Annotated in this window: 13 protein-coding genes and 5 tRNA genes; 10 read left to right on the top strand and 8 right to left on the bottom strand. The window is 69.4% G+C overall.

The annotated features are described in order from the left end of the window. Positions 1-109 precede the first annotated feature (109 nt). From OHT77_RS13465 to OHT77_RS13430, 8 genes are all read right to left on the bottom strand, one after another. Positions 110-691, bottom strand: a complete 582-nt coding sequence (locus tag OHT77_RS13465) for a GTP-binding protein (protein WP_009314218.1) — start codon at positions 689-691, stop codon at positions 110-112. Further along, positions 672-1,244: a DUF742 domain-containing protein gene (locus OHT77_RS13460; RefSeq protein WP_328828569.1), complete on the bottom strand. Its 573-nt coding sequence runs from the start codon at positions 1,242-1,244 to the stop codon at positions 672-674. The genes OHT77_RS13465 and OHT77_RS13460 overlap by 20 nt, the downstream gene beginning before the upstream one ends. Positions 1,245-1,338: 94 nt before the next feature. Continuing rightward, positions 1,339-1,752, bottom strand: coding sequence for a roadblock/LC7 domain-containing protein (locus tag OHT77_RS13455; RefSeq protein WP_005479603.1), 414 nt, complete (start codon positions 1,750-1,752; stop codon positions 1,339-1,341). Between the two features lie 10 nt (positions 1,753-1,762). Continuing rightward, the gene (locus tag OHT77_RS13450; RefSeq protein WP_328828568.1) at positions 1,763-5,026 is read right to left on the bottom strand and encodes a sensor histidine kinase; all 3,264 of its coding nucleotides are present in this window, start codon (positions 5,024-5,026) and stop codon (positions 1,763-1,765) included. A gap of 398 nt (positions 5,027-5,424) precedes the next feature. Then, positions 5,425-6,000: a GTP-binding protein gene (locus OHT77_RS13445; RefSeq protein WP_266772908.1), complete on the bottom strand. Its 576-nt coding sequence runs from the start codon at positions 5,998-6,000 to the stop codon at positions 5,425-5,427. Beyond that, positions 5,981-6,379, bottom strand: a complete 399-nt coding sequence (locus OHT77_RS13440) for a DUF742 domain-containing protein (RefSeq protein WP_019058642.1) — start codon at positions 6,377-6,379, stop codon at positions 5,981-5,983. Before OHT77_RS13440 ends, OHT77_RS13445 begins: the two co-directional genes overlap by 20 nt. Positions 6,380-6,490: 111 nt before the next feature. After that, on the bottom strand, positions 6,491-6,904 hold the full coding sequence (locus OHT77_RS13435) for a roadblock/LC7 domain-containing protein (RefSeq protein ID WP_005479910.1): 414 nt from the start codon (positions 6,902-6,904) through the stop codon (positions 6,491-6,493). Positions 6,905-6,913: 9 nt separating this feature from the next. After that, complete coding sequence (locus OHT77_RS13430; protein ID WP_328828566.1) at positions 6,914-10,843, bottom strand: sensor histidine kinase; 3,930 nt, start codon at positions 10,841-10,843, stop codon at positions 6,914-6,916. Between the two features lie 572 nt (positions 10,844-11,415). On the opposite strand from OHT77_RS13430, the gene OHT77_RS13425 reads away from it, so the two are divergent. The 10 genes from OHT77_RS13425 to OHT77_RS13380 all read left to right on the top strand — a co-directional run bounded on the left by OHT77_RS13425 (position 11,416) and on the right by OHT77_RS13380 (position 16,083). Continuing rightward, entirely contained in the window at positions 11,416-11,601 is a 186-nt protein-coding gene (locus OHT77_RS13425; RefSeq protein ID WP_266772910.1) for a hypothetical protein, read from the top strand. Positions 11,602-11,678: 77 nt separating this feature from the next. Further along, positions 11,679-12,455, top strand: a complete 777-nt coding sequence (locus tag OHT77_RS13420; RefSeq protein ID WP_266772911.1) for a fumarylacetoacetate hydrolase family protein — start codon at positions 11,679-11,681, stop codon at positions 12,453-12,455. Beyond that, on the top strand, positions 12,448-13,923 hold the full coding sequence (gene gltX / locus OHT77_RS13415) for a glutamate--tRNA ligase (protein WP_402417850.1): 1,476 nt from the start codon (positions 12,448-12,450) through the stop codon (positions 13,921-13,923). Before OHT77_RS13420 ends, gltX begins: the two co-directional genes overlap by 8 nt. 114 nt (positions 13,924-14,037) lie before the next feature. Beyond that, positions 14,038-14,697: a DUF4241 domain-containing protein gene (locus OHT77_RS13410; RefSeq protein ID WP_328828563.1), complete on the top strand. Its 660-nt coding sequence runs from the start codon at positions 14,038-14,040 to the stop codon at positions 14,695-14,697. Positions 14,698-14,747: 50 nt separating this feature from the next. Continuing rightward, positions 14,748-15,479, top strand: coding sequence for an HAD family hydrolase (locus OHT77_RS13405; RefSeq protein ID WP_328828562.1), 732 nt, complete (start codon positions 14,748-14,750; stop codon positions 15,477-15,479). A gap of 90 nt (positions 15,480-15,569) precedes the next feature. Continuing rightward, positions 15,570-15,641, top strand: a tRNA-Gln gene (locus OHT77_RS13400). Positions 15,642-15,683: 42 nt separating this feature from the next. Next, positions 15,684-15,756 (top strand) — tRNA-Glu (locus OHT77_RS13395). Positions 15,757-15,817: 61 nt separating this feature from the next. Beyond that, positions 15,818-15,890 (top strand) — tRNA-Glu (locus OHT77_RS13390). Between the two features lie 20 nt (positions 15,891-15,910). Continuing rightward, positions 15,911-15,982: transfer RNA gene (locus OHT77_RS13385), tRNA-Gln, on the top strand. 28 nt (positions 15,983-16,010) lie between these two features. Continuing rightward, positions 16,011-16,083 (top strand) — tRNA-Glu (locus OHT77_RS13380). Positions 16,084-16,238: the final 155 nt, after the last annotated feature.

Here is a 16,238-nt window from a genome sequence, read left to right as displayed (position 1 = left end):
CGCGTCGAGGACAACCAGGGCACGACAAAGGGCCCCTCCCGAAAACCGGAGGGACCCTTCAAGCAGACGGCCGACTATCGCTTCAGGCAGTCCAGTAGCCGTCCGTTCGCTACCGCAGGCGTGCCATCAGTGCGTGTTCGACCAGGGTGATCAGAGCCGACTTCGCGTCCGCGCGATGGCGGGCGTCCGTGGTGATGATCGGGGTGTCCGGGCCGATCTGCAGGGCCTCGCGGACCTCGTCCGGGTTGTACGGCTGCTGGCCGTCGAAGCCGTTGAGGGCGATGACGAAGGGCAGACCCGAGTTCTCGAAGTAGTCGACCGCGGGGAAGCAGTCGGCGAGACGACGGGTGTCCACGAGCACGATCGCGCCGATCGCACCGCGCACCAGGTCGTCCCACATGAACCAGAAACGGTCCTGGCCGGGAGTGCCGAACAGGTACAGGATCAGGTCCTGGTCCAGGGTGATGCGTCCGAAGTCCATGGCGACCGTCGTGGTCGTCTTGTCTCCGGTGTGGGTGAGGTCGTCGATGCCCGCCGACGCGGACGTCATCACGGCCTCGGTACGCAGCGGGTTGATCTCCGAGACGGCCCCGACGAACGTGGTCTTGCCCACGCCGAAGCCACCCGCCACCACGATCTTCGCCGAGGTGGTGGAGCGGGAAGGACCGCCGCTAGAGCTTGCGAAGTCCACTGAGCACCCTTTCGAGCAGTGTCACGTCTGGCTGGCCGCCGGCGTTCTCGTCGCCGCCGGGCTGATGAATGGCGACCAGGCCCGCCTCCGCCAAGTCGGCGACGAGGATCCTGGCCACACCGAGAGGGATCGTCAGGAGGGCCGAGATCTCGGCCACCGACTTGATCTCCCGGCAGAGGTTGCAGATCCGCTGATGCTCGGGCAACTGGCCCTGCATCTGGTGCGGCTGCGCGGTGGTGTGCACCAGTGCCTCGATGGCGAGCTGGTAGCGAGGGCGCGTCCGGCCGCCGGTCATGGCGTACGGGCGCACCAGGGGATTGCTCGTCGACCCCGCGGGTGCCGACTCGGGGGCGCGTCGATGAGGCTGCACCGGCTGGATCCGCGGCGCCGGCGGCTGGTCGTACGGCGAAGGACCGGGGCCCTGCGGGTACGGCTGGCGGCGCGGGGAAGGGGAGGAGGGGAAGTTGTACCGGTTCTGGGAACCGTCGCCCTGTCCCTGACCGGGACCGTACGACCAGTTGCCCGAAGACGAACCGCCTGGGGGTGTTGCCACTTTCTCCTCCTCCGACTGTGCCGGGCACCCATCAATGTGGAGCCGCGTCCCGAAACCTTATGGCCTCGGGACGCCAAAACGCACCGTCCGTCTGTTAGTTGAGAAGGCTCCCCTGGAGCTCCGCTCGAAGGTCCGGGGTCAGGACAGTGCCGGCGCGGTCCACCAGAAGGGCCATCTCGTACCCAATGAGGCCGATGTCCGCCTCCGGGTGCGCGAGAACCGCGAGCGAAGAACCATCGGATACGGACATGATGAACAGGAATCCCCGCTCCATCTCCACAACCGTCTGATTCACGCTGCCACCCTCGAAGATGCGCGAGGCACCGGCGGTCAGCGAGGTAAGACCCGACGCTACGGCCGCCAACTGGTCGGCACGGTCGCGCGGGAACCCTTCGGACATCGCCAGAAGGAGTCCGTCGGCGGAGACCACCACCGTGTGGGACACCCCCGGGGTGTTGTCCACGAAGTTGGTGATCAACCAGTTCAGGTTCTGCGCCGCCTGGCTCATCGGGCTCACACTAACGCTCCTGGTTGTAGGTGCTGTCAGAGCCGAAGCCCTGACCGTTCGTTTCGCTGCCTTCGCTGCGTCCCCGCTGGACCCCGCGGCGCAGGTTGCTCAGCCTGCCCCGGATGTCCTCGGGAGCGCGGGAGACCTGGGGGCCGCCCTGGGGAGTGCTCTCGGCGGTGCCCTCGACCAGGTTGGCCTTGGGTACCCGCCGCGGCAGGCCGGAGGAGGTGACCCCGCCCGCCTTCGGCTTCTTCAGCGCCGAGGCCTGCTGCCAGCGCTCGTCGTTCGCCGACCGCCAGTCCACGGTGCCGGTGCCGCCGTTCGCGGTGCCGAAGACGTCGACCTTGCTCTCCGGCGCGGCCGACGGCCCCTGCTGTGCGGGCCCCGAGCCGTTCGTGCCGCTCGCGGCCGAACCGCGGCGCGGCAGTCCGGCGTCGGTCAGCGCGTGCACGGCGGAGGGCGCCGGTCCCGGACGCTCGAAGCCTACGTGGTCCCGCTCACTGACGTCAGCGGCCTGCGTGGACTCCGCTTCCGGAGCGTACTGGTCCGGATACCCGTTGCGGTAACCGTCCTGCTGCGGCCAGTCGTCCTGGTAGGACGGCTCTTCGAAGCCCGTATACGTCTCCGGGGCCGCGGAGTGCGCCGACGCGTGCTCCTCCTGCACCGGCTCCGCGTAACCCGGCTCCGGGTAACCGCCGTTCGACGGGAAGGAGTCGGGGAAGGCGTCGCCCTGCGGCAGCCCGCCGTTCGGCGCGAAGTACTGCTCGTCGTACGTGGGCTGCTGCGGCTCGTCGTACGACGTCCGCTGCTGCTCCTCGTACGCCGGCTGGCCGGTGAAGCCGGTCGGCTGGTCCTGGTAGCCCTGCTGGCCGTTGCCGTACGGCTGCGGCTCGTCGAACTCGGGGAACTCCGGGTAGTCGCCGGCCTCGGACTCCTGGCCCGGCTTCTGGGTCTCCAGGGCCGCGCGGCGCTCCTCGCGCATCAGCGAGCGGCCCACCGGGTCCAGCTCGCGGATGTCGTCCGGCACCTCGGAGTAGCGGGTGTCGTCGAAGCCGAGCTCGGCCGCGGTGCGCATCGGGGCGTGGTTGAAGTCCTCGCCCTGGAACTGCTGCTGCGCCTGCTCCGGCATGATCTGCGAGACGGTGAACTCGTCGCGCTGGAGCTGGGATTCGCCACCGCCACCGTGCGTGATCGCGTCCGGCAGCATGACCAGCGAGGTGGTGCCGGCCTGCTCGCCCGAGGGGCGGAGCTGGACGCGGATGCCATGCCGGTCGGAGAGGCGGCCGACCACGAACAGGCCCATGCGCTGGGAGATCGCGACGTCCACGGTCGGCGGGTTGGCCAGCTTGTGGTTGATGTCCGCGAAGTCCTCGGCGGTGAGGCCGATGCCCTTGTCGTGGATCTCGATCATGACCCGGCCGTCCGGGAGCCGGGTGGCCGTCACGCGCACCTTGGTCTGCGGGGAGGAGAACGTCGTCGCGTTCTCCAGCAGCTCGGCCAGCAGGTGCACGAGGTCGGTCACGGCGCGGCCGTGGATCTCGGCCTCCGGGACGCCCGACAGCTCGATGCGCTCGTACTGCTCCACCTCGGAGGAGGCGGCGCGCAGCACGTCGACCAGCGGGACCGGCTGGTCCCAGCGGCGGCCGGGCTCCTCGCCGGCGAGGACCAGGAGGTTCTCGCCGTTGCGGCGCATACGGGTCGCGAGGTGGTCCAGCCGGAAGAGGTTCTCCAGCTGGTCCGGGTCGGCCTCGTTGTTCTCCAGGTCGGTGATGAGGGTCAGCTGGCCCTCGATCAGGGACTGGTTGCGGCGCGACAGGTTGGTGAAGATCGCGTTGATGTTGCCGCGCAGGAGGGCCTGCTCGGCGGCCAGTCGTACGGCCTCGCGGTGGACCTGGTCGAAGGCGCGGGCGACTTCGCCGATCTCGTCCGTGGTGGTGATGGGGATCGGCTGGACGCGGGTGTCCACGCGTCCCGGGTCGGTGCGCGAGAGCTGGTCGACCAGCATCGGCAGGCGCTGCTCGGCGATCCCGAAGGCGGCGTTGCGTAGCTGGCGCATCGCGCGGCTCATCTGGCGGGCCACCATGCCGGCCAGGATGAACGCGGCGAGCAGCGCGACCACGACGGCGGCACCGGTGATGATCGCCGACTGCTTGGCGTCGTCCGCGATGTTGGCGGCCTCGCTCACCGCGGTGTCGGCGAGGTCGGACTCGATCTTGTGATACGCGTTGTACTGGAGGGTCGTGACCGCCCACCAGTTCTGCGCGGTGATGCCCTTCGTGGCGAGCGCCTCGCGGTAGGAGGCGTCGGTGCCGCCGAGGGTCGCGAGCGCGGTGACCATCGTGGTCGGATCGGCCGGCGGGGCCACGTAGTTCGGGTCCTTGGCCTTGGCCTGCTGGACCATGGCCGCGCCGTCGGTCGTCATCTTCTTCTGGGCCGCCGCGAGCTTGTCGGCGTCGGCCTGCGTGCCACCACCGGTGTACTCCTCGATGGCGATGCGCTCGAGATAGGCGTACGACGAGAGCGCGACCCGCTGGCTGGCCAGGTTGCCGGCGTCGGGACCCGGCTTGACCAGCATGTGCATGCCGATCGAGCGGTCCAGCGACAGCGCGGCCTTGGTCAGCGAGATCGCGTAGACGGTACGGCCGTAGCTGGTGATGTTGCCGGTGCCCAGACCGAGTTCGTTGGCGAACTCCATCAGGGGGTGGGCGATCTCCGTGTAGCCCTCTTCGGTCTGCACACCGGTGAGCTTGGTGGTGTACGCGGCCGCGCGCAGCGACTGGAGGTTGGGCTCCTCGGCGCGGAAGAGTTTCAGACGGCGCTTCAGACCGGCGGTCTGGGGCATGTTCTGGGCGGCCGCGTCGAAGGCGTCGGCGGACTGGTCGGTGTTCTTGCGGACCGCGGCGACCGTCGCCTTGTCGTTGCCCAGGAGCAGGGGGGCGGCGCTGCTGTCGCGCTCGACGTACAGCGCGTCGCCGTAGTTGAGGGCGGCCTGCACCAGGCGGGCGGTCTTCTCCGCGTCCTCGGCGTTCTGCCAGGTGTCGATCGAGCTCTTCACCTGGAAGCCGCCCATGACGAGGCCGACCACCACGGGTATGAGCAGGATCGCGTTCAGCCGGGTCGGTACCCGCCAGTTCCGCGGTGACAGCCGGCTGCCGCTCGGAGGGGGCGGTGCCGAGGGCTCCGAGCCTGGCACAGGGGCGGGCGCCGCTCCGCGCGGCGGCGGGGTGAAGTTGCCCCGGGCCGACGGCTCGGGACCGTTCTTGCTTCGCCTCACTCGACCAACAACCTTCCGGCGGTCGGCACCTATCCTCGTGCCGCAGTGTCTCAAGCCCGTCAACGACCTCTGCCTATCAGTACGTCGTTGACTATTGGGCAGTTCACGCATTCCAGCACGTCGGCAACCGCGATTCCAAACAGTCGGAACCGCGGATTCCGAGTGATGTAAGCCCCAGATAAAACGGTCATAAAGAGCGAGCCCCGTCAAAAGACGGGGCTTTGTTAGCGGAGCGGCACCGGATGACCGCGACGCGTTGCGGTACCACCCGATTCCTCTGCCGAAACGTTATGAACACCGGGGCCGACCGTGTCAAAGGCCACAGTCGGCTCCGGGGTGTCTACGACAACTGCCGTACGGCGCTGCCGACTTGAGCACTGCATCAAGGGCGGCCGAAGCTAGCGCAGCCGGGCCATGAGTGCGTGCTCGACCAGCGTGATCAGCGCACTCTTCGCGTCCGAGCGGTGGCGGGCGTCCGTCGTGATGATCGGCGCGTCCGGACCGATCTGCAGCGCCTCGCGCACCTCCTCCGGAGAGTACGGCTGGTGCCCGTCGAAGCCGTTGAGGGCGATGACGAAGGGCAGACCCGAGTTCTCGAAGTAGTCGACCGCGGGGAAGCAGTCGGCGAGACGACGGGTGTCGACCAGGACCACGGCGCCGATCGCGCCGCGCACCAGGTCGTCCCACATGAACCAGAAACGGTCCTGACCCGGCGTACCGAAGAGGTACAGGATCAGGTCCTGGTCCAGGGTGATGCGTCCGAAGTCCATGGCCACCGTGGTGGTGGTCTTGTCCCCGGTGTGGGTGAGGTCGTCGATGCCCGCGCTTGCGGACGTCATGACGGCCTCCGTGCGCAGCGGGTTGATCTCCGAGACGGCACCCACGAACGTGGTCTTGCCGACGCCGAAGCCACCCGCCACCACGATCTTCGCGGAGGTGGTCGCCCGCCCTCCGTCAGAGCTTGCGAAGTCCACTGAGCACCCTTTCGAGCAGCGTCACGTCCGGTGCGCCGCCGTTGTTCTCGTCGCCGCCCGGCTGGTGGATGGCCACCAGTCCGGCCTCGGCGAGGTCCGCGACGAGGATCCTGGCCACACCGAGGGGCATGGCGAGGAGTGCCGACACCTCCGCGACCGACTTGACCTCGCGGCACAGGTGGCAGATGCGCTGGTGCTCAGGGAGCAGTCCCATCAGCGCTGCCGGATCGGCCGTGGTGCTGATCAGGGCCTCTATGGCGAGCTGGTAGCGCGGCCGGGTCCGGCCGCCGGTCATCGCATACGGACGTACCAGCGGCTGGTCGCCCTCGTCCCCGTACGGCTCGGCGTACGGATCATGAGAGGCGGTGGGCGGGGTCATGAATCCTCCGGGCGGGACAGCAAGTCGGTCGGGCTAGCCGTCTGACAGGGCCGGTGGGGGGATTGTGGCGGCCGGACGGTGATTTGGTGAGACGGGTGGTACCGGGGCCGGTCAGTGAAGCAGACTGCCCTGGAGTTCGGCGCGCAGGTCCGGTGTGAGGACCGCCCCTGCACGGTCGACGAGCAGTGCCATCTCGTAGCCCACGAGGCCGATGTCGCACTCGGGGTGTGCGAGCACTGCCAGGGACGAGCCGTCCGAGACGGACATGAGGAAGAGGAATCCCCGCTCCATCTCTACGACCGTCTGTGCCACGTCGCCGCCCTCGAAGATCCGGGACGCCCCGGCCGTCAGCGAGGTGAGCCCGGAGGCCACGGCCGCGAGCTGGTCGGCGCGGTCGCGCGGGAACCCTTCCGACATGGCCAGAAGGAGTCCGTCCGCGGACACGACGACGGTGTGGGACACACCCGGGGTGTTGTCCACGAAGTTGGTTATCAACCAGTTGAGGTTCTGTGCCGCCTGGCTCATCTGGCTCAACTAACGCTCCTGCTGGTGAGTGGGGCTGGGGAAGCTGCCGGTCTGGCCGGTACCCGTACCGGCCTGTCGACCCTGTGCGATGCCCCGACGGAGATTGGTCAGCCGGCCGCGTACGTCGTCAGGCGCACGGGAGACCTGCGGACCCGTTTGGTGCTGTTGCTGCTGAGCCGTACCCGGGACGAGGTTCGCCCTGGGCACCCGGCGCGGCAGGCCGGAGGTGGTGACGCCGCCCGCGGCCGGTTGCCGTACGCGCTCCGCCTGCCGAACGAGATCGTCGTTCGGCGAGCTGCGCCAGGTACCGCCCGTGGGACGTTGGGGGGGTGTCGCCGGAGCCTGCGGTGCCTGCGGCTGCGGGGCGGGCGCGGAGCCGTTGCTGCTCTGGCTCTGCTGCTGTTCCGCCTGCTGGCCGTGGAACCAGTTGGTCTCCAGCGTGTCGTACAGCGGCGTCCTGCCGTCGCCGGGACCCGTGGCAGGCGGCAACGCCTCGGGCTCCTGGCGGGTGGGACGCTGCGGGGCGGGCGGTCGCTGGGCGCCGTAATCGGCACCGTTGCGATTCCCGTTGACCTGCGGACGCTCGAACTGCCCGGTGTTCGCGGGGTTCTGACGGTTCGGCAGATTGTGCTGACCGGTGGACCCGTTGTCAAAGCCGGGGTTCGCGAACTGCCCGGTGGAGCCGGCGTCGTAGGCCTGCGGGACGGCGAACTGTCCCGTGTTGGCCGGATTCGACGGGTTGTTGGCCGGGCTGTTCGGGGCGCCGAAGACGTCCGAGCGGACGAACTGGCCGCCGTTCTGCGGGGAGTTGGCGCCGGGACGCGGGGCGTCGAAGTCCGGCCGCGGGAACGAACCCGTGTCCTGGGGGCCACCCGCACCGGGACGCGGGAACGAACCCGTGTCCTGCGCGCCGTTCGGGCCCTGCTGGGGGAACTGCCCGGGGTTCTGCTGGCCGTTGGTGCCGGGACGCGGGAACTGGCCCGTGTTCTGCTGCCCGTTGGTACCCGGGCGCGGGAACTGGCCGCTGTCCTGTGCGTCGAAGCGGGGTATCGCCGGCATCTCCGTCGTGGCCGCGGGGCCCTGACGGTCGTCGATGCGCGGCATCCGCGAGGTCTGCTCGGCATCGCGCTCGTCGTGACCGCGCGGGGCGTCGAGGTTGCCGCGGCCCAGCGGGGGCTGCGCGTTCTCGTCGCTCCAACTCGGGCGCTGCTGGCCGTTGTTGCCGCCCGGCAGCTCGGCCCTTGCACCACCGCGGGGCGGCAGCTGAGGCTGACGGCCACGGCGCCGGCCACCACCGCGGGGCGGCTCGGGCTCGTCGTTGCCCGTGCGCTGCGGCGGAACCGGGTTGCCGTTCTGCGGCGGGGGACCACCGAAGGCGTCCTGGCGTCCGTCACCGAAGCCCTGGCCGCCGCCCGCACCCGTGGCCTGGAGGCCCTGCGGGGCGGCGGGCGCCTGGCCGAAGAGACCGCCACCGGTGTTCTGCCGGCCCTGCGGAGCCGAGGGACCCTGCGGTCCACGCGCACCGCCCGGGCCACCGGGACCGCCGGGACCACCCGGACGTCCACCGCCCGCACCGGGCAGCGCGGCCCGCGGGCCCTGACCGGCACCGACCTGGCCGCGCGGAGCGGCCCCGGCACCGAGAAGTCCTCCGTTGCCGCCGTTCGGCGCACCGGCGCCGAGGGCGGAACCGCCCTGGCCGTTACCCCGGCGGGCCGCACCGGCACCGGCCGCGGCGGCTGCCGCCGCGGCGCCGACGGCGGCCTGGCCGGGCTTGCCCGGAGCGGGCTTCTTGCCGCCCTGGGCGACATCGACGGGGAGCATGACCAGCGCGGTCGTACCACCGGAGTCGGAGGGGCGCAGCTGGATGCGGATGCCGTGGCGCTGCGACAGACGGCCGACCACGAACAGACCCATGCGGCGGGAGACCGAGACGTCCACGGTGGGCGGCGACGCCAGCCGCTCGTTGATCGCGGCGAGGTCCTCGGGGGAGAGGCCGATGCCGGTGTCGTGGATCTCGATCAGCACCCGGCCGTCGGGCAGCGCGTGACCGGTGACCTTGACCTTCGTCTGCGGGGAGGAGAACGAGGTGGCGTTCTCCAGCAGCTCGGCGAGGAGGTGCACGAGGTCGTTGACCACGCGGCCGGCGACCTCGGTGGTCGGCACGGAGGCCAGTTCGATGCGCTCGTACTGCTCCACCTCGGAGGCGGCGGCGCGGAGCACGTCGACCAGCGGGACCGGACGGGTCCAGCGGCGGCCGGGCTCTTCACCGGCGAGGACCAGGAGGTTCTCACCGTTACGGCGCATGCGGGTCGCGAGGTGGTCGAGCTTGAAGAGCGAGGACAGCTGGTCCGGGTCGGCCTCGCGGGACTCCAGCTCGGAGATGAGCGAGAGCTGACGCTGGATGAGGCCCTGGGAACGGCGCGAGAGGTTGGTGAACATCGCGTTGACGTTGCCTCGCAGGAGGGCCTGCTCGGCGGCGAGGCGGACGGCCTCGCGGTGCACGTCGTCGAAGGCCGCGGCCACCTGGCCGATCTCGTCCCGGGAGTGCACACCGACCGACTCCACGGACGTGTCGACGTCCTGCGGGTCGGACTCGGAGAGCTGCTTGACCAGCTCGGGCAGCCGGTCCTGGGCGACCTTGTTGGCGGTCTCCTGCAGGCGGCGCAGCGAGCGGATCATGGACCGGGCGATGACGAAGGCGCCGACGAGGGAGACACCGAGCACGAGCAGGATCAGCGCACCGGAGATGATCGCCTCGCGCTCCGAGGCGGAGCGCAGCTCGCGGGCCTTCTGCTCCATGTCCTCGAGCAGCGTGTGCTCGATCTTCTTCATCTGCTCGATCTTCGTCGAGCTGTCGTCCACCCAGTCCTTGTAGGACCGCTTGTCCAGCGAGGCCAGACCGTTCGAGTTGTCGAGGACGCGCTGCGCGTAGGTGTCGGCCGACTCGATGGTCGGGTTGCCGTCCTCGATGGGCGCGATGAGTTCCTCGGCGCCCTGGGTGCCGTAGATGTTGCGGAAGATGCTCAGTTCCGACTTCTCGCTCTCCAGGGCGGAGTCGGCGTAGAGCCGGTCGTTGTCGGAGAGCTTGCCCTGCTGGGTGTTGTTGTTCGGCAGGGCCGCCGCGATCACCGCGCGCTGGACGGAGGAGAACTCCTTGGCGGCGGAGAAGGCCGCCAGGGCGCGGGTGCGCTGGATCATCTCCGGGTTGCTGGTGGCCTCCGCCATGTCCTGCGAGAGGTCGAGCAGCTGGGTGATCAGCCGGTGGTAGGCGTCGACCGTCTGGGTCGAGTTCTCCTTCGACTGGTACGCCGACTTCCGGATCTTGTCGAGGTTGTCCAGCTCGGTCGCGAGACCGACCAGGCTCTCCCGGACGCCCTGAAGGTTGCCGCTCTTGCTGGCGCTGTCGACCTCTTCCGAGGCGTTGATGAAGTTGTCGCGGGCCCGGTCGGTCTTCTGCTCGTAGCCCTTGACCTCGTAGTCGGTGGCCTTGCCGCCGTGCGAGAGAGGACCGGCCGACTGGTCGCGCTCCTCCTGGAGCGCGGTGGCCAGCTCCGTGGCCTGCTTGGTCATGTCCGTCAGCAGCTTCATGTTGTCGAGCTGCTGGATGTCGGTCATGGAGTCGCTGATGCGCAGGGCACCGAGCGAGGTGGCCGCGACCACCGGGAGCGCGAGCAGCGACACCAGGCGCGTGGAGATGCGCCAGTTGCGCAGAGCGACGCGCGAGCCGGGTCCGGGCGAACCCGTCGGCGGCTTCACCGGGGGTACGGGGGTCGGGGCTGCGGACGCACCGGGGCGACCGGCGCCTCCACCGTCTCCTGACGGGGCCGGGCCCGGGTTCTGGGCGTGCTGGGGCGAGGAGCTGCCGGTCTTGGGGCCAGCCCCGCCATGCGGCTCCGGCTCCGCCGAAGCACTGCCATCCCTCTTGAAACGTCCCTGCACTAGCGTCGCAACCTCTGGACCAGGCGCCCCTCCGCGTGAACGGAAGGACGGTGTCGGCGTCTTAGGGAGCGCCCTGAACGCGCACCCCAGTGTGTGGTCGTGAGTGACCGGCGCTGCTCCCCCTTCCGCCGCCCTCGGCGCTGCGTTGCGCCCCCTGAGCGCCGGGCTGATTCTGCGGCGGTCCGTGGAATTCCAGCACAGTGCAGGATCTCCAACAAGGCCCGTAGGCCAGGCTGTGACCTGTGTGACACCGCGTGAGGACTGCGTCACGAGACGTAGAAAGCTATTCACTCCAAAGGGGGCAAATCCCTACGGCCCTCAGGGGCATGTCATGTGCCCAAGTCGCCATGATCAGGAGCGGAATGACAGCTTCAGGGGGTCAATGTCCGTTTCGTTGAGGTGAGTTGGCAGTCCGAATTGGCCGGTATGCCCACGGGGTGGTGAGCAAACTCACACCCGGATCACGGCCTCTTCACGGCTTCGGCCGGGAATTGAATGTTTAGCCTGGCGCTTTACATGAGGGCAGAAACTGCCAACCACCCACCCACGGACGACGAGGGTCGAGTACAACAGTGAAGACGACGATGATGTTCCGCAACATTGCCAACCCGCGACGCACGACGCTGGCGCACCTCGCGGACGCCGACGCGCTGCAGACGCCGGAGCTGCAGGAACACTCGCTCGACCTGCCGGCCCAGACGGCCAACCCGCGCCGCACCATCCTCATGGAGATCCCGGTCACCGCCGCCGCGGAGTAGTCGCGCGAGCGGGCGCCCCGCACCGCGTTAGCCTGGAGCGTCAGACTCCAGCCAGCTCAGTGAGGGGCGCCCATCCCGTGCGCATCGCCAGATTCTCCATCGACGGGAACGTCGCCTTCGGCGCGGTAGAGGGCGACAAGCCGGACGAGCTCGTCCTCGACATCATCAAGGGCATCCCGTTCGCGGACTTCGAACTCTCCGGTACGAAGGTCCCCTTGAGCAAGGTCAGGCTGCTGCCGCCGGTGCTCCCGAACAAGGTCGTCGCCTACGGCCGCAACTACGCCGAGCACGCCAGGGAACTGGGCAACGAGGTGCCGGACGCCCCCTTCGCCTTCTTCAAGCCGTCCACCTCGGTGATCGGCCCCGGCGACGCGATCCAGTACCCCTCCTTCACCGAGGACCTCCACCACGAGGCCGAACTGGCCGTCGTCATCGGCCGGATGTGCCGCGAGGTCCCGCGCGAGCGCGTCAAGGACGTCATCCTCGGCTACACCTGCGCCAACGACATCACCGCGCGGGACGTCCAGAAGCGCGAGAAGCAGTGGGCCCGGGCCAAGGGCTTCGACACCTCCTGCCCGCTCGGCCCCTGGGTGGAGACGGACCTCGACCCGAGCGACCTCACCATCCAGCTCACGGTCAACGGCCAGCAGCGCCAGCTCGGCCGCACGAGCGAGATGATCCACTCGATCGAGGATCTGATCGTCAACATCACCGAGGCCATGACGCTGCTCCCCGGCGACGTGATCCTCACGGGCACCCCGGCAGGCGTCGGACCGCTCACCGTCGGCGACGAGGTCGCCGTCACCATCGAAGGCATCGGCACTCTCACCAACAAGGTTGTCAAGCGTGGCTAGCGCACCCGTACGCGTCCGTTTCTGCCCCTCGCCGACCGGTAACCCGCACGTGGGCCTGGTCCGCACCGCCCTGTTCAACTGGGCGTTCGCCAAGCACCACCAGGGCACCCTGGTCTTCCGCATCGAGGACACCGACGCGGCCCGCGACTCCGAGGAGTCGTACGACCAGCTGCTCGACTCGCTGCGCTGGCTGGGCTTCGACTGGGACGAGGGCCCCGAGGTCGGCGGCCCGCACGCGCCGTACCGCCAGTCGCAGCGCATGGACATCTACAAGGACGTCGCCCGCAAGCTCCAGGACGCCGGCCGCGCCTACCCCTGCTACTGCTCCACGGCCGAGCTGGACGCCCGCCGCGACGCCGCCCGCGCCGCCGGCCGCCCGTCCGGCTACGACGGCCACTGCCGCGACCTCACCGCCGAGCAGAAGGCCGCCTACGAGGCCGAGGGCCGCACGCCGATCATCCGCTTCCGGATGCCCGACGAGACGATCACCTTCACGGACCTGGTCCGCGGCGAGCTGACCTTCACCGCGGAGAACGTGCCGGACTACGGCATCGTCCGGGCCAACGGCGCCCCCCTGTACACGCTCGTCAACCCGGTCGACGACGCCCTGATGGAGATCACCCACGTCCTGCGCGGCGAGGACCTGCTCTCCTCCACCCCGCGCCAGATCGCCCTCTACAAGGCGCTGATCGACCTGGGCATCGCCAAGGAGATCCCCTCCTTCGGGCACCTCCCGTACGTGATGGGCGAGGGCAACAAGAAGCTCTCCAAGCGCGACCCGGAGTCCTCGCTCAACCTCTACAGGGAGCGCGGTTTCCTCCCCGAGGGACTGCTCAACTACCTTTCCCTGCTGGGCTGGTCGCTCGCCGCCGACCGGGACGTCTTCTCCATGGACGAGATGGTCGCGGCCTTCGAGATCTCCGACGTGAACCCGAACCCGGCGCGCTTCGACCTCAAGAAGTGCGAGGCGATCAACGCCGACCACATCCGCCTGCTCGACGTGAAGGACTTCACCGAGCGCTGCGCCCCCTGGCTGAAGGCGCCGTTCGCCCCCTGGGCGCCGGAGGACTTCGACGAGGCCAAGTGGCAGGCCGTCGCGCCGCACGCGCAGACCCGCCTGAAGGTCCTCTCCGAGATCACGGACAACGTGGACTTCCTGTTCCTCGCCGAGCCGGTCGAGGACGAGGCGTCCTGGGCGAAGGCCATGAAGGAGGGCTCCGACGCCCTTCTCCGCACGGCCCGCGAGAAGTTGGAGTCCGCGGACTGGAACTCGGCCGAGTCCCTCAAGGAGGCCGTCCTGGCCGCCGGCGAGACCCACGGCCTCAAGCTCGGCAAGGCGCAGGCCCCGGTCCGCGTCGCCGTCACCGGCCGCACCATCGGCCTGCCGCTCTTCGAGTCCCTGGAGATCCTCGGCAAGGAGAAGACCCTCGCCCGGATCGACGCGGCCCTCGCCAAGCTGGCCGCGTAACGCACACGCGCGTGAAGGGGCGGCAGCCGCAACCGGCCGCCGCCCCTTCGGCGTTGTCAGTACGGGGCGTTAGGGTTCCGGTTCATCGAAGATCGTCCCGGAGAGGCACCCGCAATGCCGATGACCGCACGTGACTACGGCTGGATGTTCACGCCGGGCAGCACGTTCACGCAGCACGAGACCGGCACGGTCGGCGTGATCCACCTCGCGGACGGCGGCCGGCTCTGGCTCCCCACCGGCCAGGTGGTGGCCTGCGACCCCTTCGTCTGCCTCGGCGGCGGCGAGGTCGAGCCCTTCACGGTCACGGTCGAGCCCGGCCGCTACCGCGTCGAGGCGGCCGTCGCCACCCTCACCCAGCCCGACGAACCCCCCGCCGACAAGCCCCACCTGCGCATCGCCGCCGCCCGCCTGGTCATACGCGACGAACCCACCACCACCTGGGAACTCGCCCTCCAGTCGGGTCAGGACCTCGCCGACCTCACCGAGGACGAGTTCTACGGCTACGGAGTCGACGCCGGCACGGGCGCTTTCTACGACGCCTCGGTCGACGGCTCCTTCCCCGAGTGCGAGGGCGACGAGGGCCCGCTGTGGGACGCCTTCGAGAAACACGGCCACGCCCCGGGCCCGTACCTGGTCACGTCCCCCTCCACCGGCCACACCCTGGCGGCCTTCGGCTCCGGCTGGGGCGACGGCGCCTACCCGACCTGGATCGGCCGCACGGCCTCCGGTGACGTCACCTGCTTCGTCACGGACTTCTTCGTCGTCCCCGTGTGACCGCCCACCGGGGGCAGACGCGCCCCCGGACCCCGGGTTACCGTCGGATCATGACCATTCGGGCCGTCGTCTGGGACGTCGACGACACCTTGTTCGACTACACCGGTGCCGACCGCGCGGCGATGCGCGAGCACCTGCTGGCCGAGGGCCTGGCCGACGGCCCCGCGAGCCTGACGGAGGCCCTGGAGCGCTGGCGGGAGGCCACCGAGCTCCACTGGGCCCGCTTCTCGGCCGGCGAGGTCTCCTTCGAGGGCCAGCGCCTGGACCGCGTACGGCTGTTCCTGGGGCGGGAGTTGACCGACACCGAGGCCGAGGACTGGTTCCGGCGCTACAAGGCGCACTACGAGACCGCCTGGTCCCTCTTCCCGGACGTCCTGCCCGTCCTGGACGCCCTCGCGGCCACCCACCGGCACGCGGTCCTCTCCAACTCCAGCCTCACCGTCCAGGACCGCAAACTGCGCACCCTTGGTGTCTACGACCGCTTCGAGGCCGTCCTGTGCGCGGCCGAACTGGGCGTCTCCAAGCCCGAGGCCGGGGCCTTCCTCGCGGCCTGCGAGGCGCTGGAACTGCCGCCGCACGAGGTGGCGTATGTCGGAGATCACCCCGAGATCGACTGGCGCGGTGCCGCGGACGCCGGCCTGCTGTCCGTGTGGATCGACCGTCACGGCAGACACACGCCTGGTGAGGTCCTCGTGGGCCGGCACCGGATCGCCTCGCTCGCCGAACTCCCCGCGCTCCTCGGCGCTGATACCCGTTTTGGAGCCCCGTCCACCTTCAGGTAATGTTCTTCCTGCGCCGCCGGAGAGCGGGCCGAAAGGCCGGGAACCGGAGGCGCAGACTAGAACAAGATCCCGCAGGGGATTGAGTTTCAGTGGCCTATGGTGTAATTGGCAGCACGACGGTTTCTGGTTCCGTTAGTCTAGGTTCGAGTCCTGGTAGGCCAGCTCGCAGAGCTCATCTGCACCCGCAGAGACCAGCTCTGCAAAGCCCCCGTTGTGTAGCGGCCTAGCACGCTGCCCTCTCACGGCAGTAGCGCCGGTTCGAATCCGGTCGGGGGTACAGATCCTTCCCAGGAAGGTGGTCGGGTCGCACCCGCCGCCTCTCATGCAGGATCGCTAGGGCCCCCGTTGTGTAGCGGCCTAGCACGCTGCCCTCTCACGGCAGTAGCGCCGGTTCGAATCCGGTCGGGGGTACGCTTTACCTTGAATCACCTTGGTCTATGGTGTAATTGGCAACACTACGGTTTCTGGTACCGTCATTCTAGGTTCGAGTCCTGGTAGACCAGCTTTGATCTGCGGAAACGCACGATCAGGGCCCCCGTTGTGTAGCGGCCTAGCACGCTGCCCTCTCACGGCAGTAGCGCCGGTTCGAATCCGGTCGGGGGTACATACAGCAGAGCCCCTCCACCTCGGTGGAGGGGCTTTCGCGTTGTCCGCCCGGTGGGTCAACTCGGCGTCCTCCACCAGGAGTTCGGGGGCCGGACAAGACGAAGGGCCTGCCGCGGCGTTGAGGCAGGCCCTCCTTGAGAACTTCCCGGCGGA

Source organism: Streptomyces sp. NBC_00252 (assembly GCF_036187565.1).
Classification (GTDB): domain Bacteria; phylum Actinomycetota; class Actinomycetes; order Streptomycetales; family Streptomycetaceae; genus Streptomyces.
The sequence above is the reverse complement of the archived record's forward strand: the minus strand, read 5'-3'. Positions and strand labels throughout refer to the sequence as shown.

Coding starts and splice junctions, on each gene's coding strand:
- OHT77_RS13405 (WP_328828562.1), top strand. CDS start 14,748: ATGACCATTCGGGCCGTCGTCTGGGACGTCGACGACACCTTGTTCGAC.
- OHT77_RS13435 (WP_005479910.1), bottom strand. CDS start 6,904: ATGAGCCAGGCGGCACAGAACCTCAACTGGTTGATAACCAACTTCGTG.
- OHT77_RS13440 (WP_019058642.1), bottom strand. CDS start 6,379: ATGACCCCGCCCACCGCCTCTCATGATCCGTACGCCGAGCCGTACGGG.
- OHT77_RS13410 (WP_328828563.1), top strand. CDS start 14,038: ATGCCGATGACCGCACGTGACTACGGCTGGATGTTCACGCCGGGCAGC.
- OHT77_RS13455 (WP_005479603.1), bottom strand. CDS start 1,752: ATGAGCCAGGCGGCGCAGAACCTGAACTGGTTGATCACCAACTTCGTG.